Annotated in this window: 1 protein-coding gene; it reads right to left on the reverse strand. The window is 72.0% G+C overall.

Going from position 1 to position 2,974, the window contains the following annotated elements; genetic code table 11:
* Positions 1–2,959 (reverse strand): amino acid adenylation domain-containing protein (locus ACIQIB_RS39350; protein WP_400764272.1); only part of this gene is annotated, 2,959 nt, incomplete at its 3' end.
* Between the last annotated feature and the right edge of the window lie 15 nt (positions 2,960–2,974).

A 2,974-nucleotide genomic window follows, 5' to 3' on the forward strand; every position in this document is an offset into this window, starting at 1 on the left:
CACCATCCACAGTCCACCGCACCACATCACCCGTGCGGTACATCCGCTCACCCGCACCACCGAACGGGCACGCCACGAAACGCTCCGACGTCAGCCCGGGACGCCCGACATAGCCGCGCGCCAGGCCCTCGCCCGCGACGAACATCTCGCCCACGACGCCCACCGGCGCCGGACGCAGGGCGCCGTCCAGCACGAACACCCGGAGGTTCGAGATGGCCCGGCCGACGACGCTGCCGGCGATCTCGCCGATCGACGCGGCGTCCAGGGCCCGGTAGGTGACGTGCACGGTGGTCTCGGTGATGCCGTACATGTTCACCAGCGTGGGTCCGCCGACCGGGTGGCGCTCGTACCAGCCGACCAGGCGCTCCGGGTCCAGCGCTTCGCCGCCGAAGACGATCGTGCGCAGGGCGAGCCCGGCGCTGAGCTCGGGGTGCTGCGCGTCCGCCTGCATGAGCTGGTAGAAGGCCGACGGGGTCTGGTTGAGCACGGTGACCCGCTCCCGGACCAGCAGGTCCAGGAAGTCCAGCGGCGAGCGGGAGGTCTCGAAGGGCACGACGACCAGGCGGCCGCCGTACAGCAGCGCGCCCCACAGCTCCCAGACGGAGAAGTCGAAGGCGTACGAGTGGAACATCGTCCACACGTCGTCGGCACCGAACCCGAAGCGGTCCTCGGTCGCCGTGAAGAGGTGCACGACGTTGGCGTGCGGGATCGTGACGCCCTTCGGCCGTCCCGTGGATCCGGAGGTGTAGATGATGTACGCGGGGTGGGCCGGACGGAGCCGGGCCGACCGTTCGGCGTCCGTGAGGTCCCCCGCCGGGGAAGCGGAGTCGGCGGCCTCGTCGTCCACCAGGAGCACGGGCAGCCCGGCGTCCAGGTCCGGCAGCCGGACCCCGCCGGTGGTCAGCAGGCACACGGGTGCCGCGTCGCCAAGGACGTACGCGATGCGGTCCGCCGGGTAGTCCGGGTCCAGGGGCACGTAGGCGCCGCCGGCCTTCAGCACGGCGAGCAGGGCGACGACGAGCTCGGCCGAGCGGTTCGTCATCACCGCGACCAGGCTCTCCGGTCCGACGCCGAGGCCCACCAGGCGCCGGGCGATCCGGTTCGCCCGCTCGTTCAACTCCCGGTAGGTCAGGGCGGTTTCGCCGAACGCCAGGGCGATCCGCTCGGGCGTCCGGGCCGCCTGCGCCTCGAACAGCTCGGTCAGGGTGACCGACGGGACGGGGCGCTGCGGCTCGTTCCACTCGTGCAGCACGAGGTTGCGCTCGGCCGCGGAGACGACGTCGATCTCGCCGATCGGGCGGTCCGGGTTGTTCACCGCGGCCGTGACGACCTTCACCAGGCGGTCGGCGATGCCCTCGACGGTGCGGGTGTCGAACAGGTCGGTGGCGAAGTCGATCCGCCCGTGGAGACCGGCGGGCGTGCCGTCCTCCGCGAAGCGCTCGCCGAGGTCGAAGGAGAGGTCGAACTTGGCCGGGGTGAGCCCGGAGTCGACCGTGGTGGCCCGCACACCGGGCAGCTCCACCAGGGCGTCGGTGGTGTTCTGCAGGGCGAGCATGACCTGGAACAGCGGGTGCCGGGCGAGCGACCGCTCCGGCGCCAGGTCGTCGACCAGGCGCTCGAACGGGATGTCCTGGTGCGCGTAGGCGTCCAGGCTGGCCTCCCGGACCCGTCCCAGCAGTTCGTCGAAGGTCGGGTTGCCGGTGAGGTCGGTGCGGAGCACCAGGGTGTTGACGAAGAAGCCGACCAGTTCCTCCAGCGCCTCGTCCGTTCGACCGGCGATGGGCGAGCCGATCGGGATGTCCTCGCCGGCCCCGAGCTTGGAGAGCAGGACGGCCAGGGCCGCCTGGATCACCATGAACGGGCTGGCACCGGCGGCCTGCGCCAGCTCCACCAGGCGGCAGTGCAGGTCGGCGGGCAGGTCGAGCGGTACCGAGGCCCCTCGGTACGAGGCGGCGGCCGGGCGCGGCCGGTCCGTCGGGAGCAGGGTCTCCTGCGGCAGGTCGGCCAGTGCTTCGCGCCAGTAGTTGAGTTGACGTGACATCAGCGATGTCGGGTCGTCCTCGCCGCCCAGGATTCCGCGCTGCCAGAGGGCGTAGTCGGCGTACTGCATCGGGAGCGGCGCGAGTTCCGGCGTCCGGTCGTCCCGCCGCGCGGCGTAGCAGGTCGACAGGTCGCGCAGCAGCGGTCCCATCGACCAGCCGTCGCCGGCGATGTGGTGGATGACCAGCAGGAGGACATGCTCCTCCGGCGCGAGCCGGAACAGCCGTGCCCGGATCGGCGCCTCGGTCTCCAGGTCGAAGGTCCGGTCGGCGTGCCGGACCAGTTCCGCCGCCAGGTCTTCTTCCGTGACGGGGACGACGGGGAGGTCCGGCTTCGACGCCTCGACGTCCAGCACGCGCTGGAACGGCTGTCCCCCGCTGGTGGGGTAGACCGTGCGCAGCGTCTCGTGGCGGGCGGTGACGTCCTGCAGGGCCGCTTGCAGGGCCGGGGCGTCGAGGGGGCCCGAGAGCCGGAGACCGACCGGGATATTGTACGTGGAGCTCGGTCCCTCCAGCTGTCCCAGGAACCAGAGGCGCAGCTGGGCGTAGGACAGGGGCAGGGTCTCCGGCCGCGGGACGGGGGTGAGGACGGCGCGGATGCCCGTGGTCGGGTCGAGCTGCGCGGCGAGGCCGGCGACGGTCGGCGCCTCGAAGACGGCGCGGATGCTGATCTCGACGCCGAGTTCGGCGCGCACGCGGCTGACGAGGCGGGTGGCGAGCAACGAGTTCCCGCCGTGTTCGAAGAACCCGTCGTCGACGCCGACCTTGTCCAGGCCGAGGACCTCCGCGAACACACCGCACAGGACCTCCTCCTGCGGCGTCGCCGGAGCACGACCCTCACCCGCGGACGCGAAGTCGGGTGCGGGCAGGGCCTTGCGGTCGACCTTGCCGTTGACCGTCAATGGGATCGCATCCAGCACCACGACCGCCGCCGG

It is taken from the genome of Kitasatospora sp. NPDC092286 (genome assembly GCF_044755565.1).
Taxonomy (GTDB): Bacteria; Actinomycetota; Actinomycetes; order Streptomycetales; family Streptomycetaceae; genus Kitasatospora.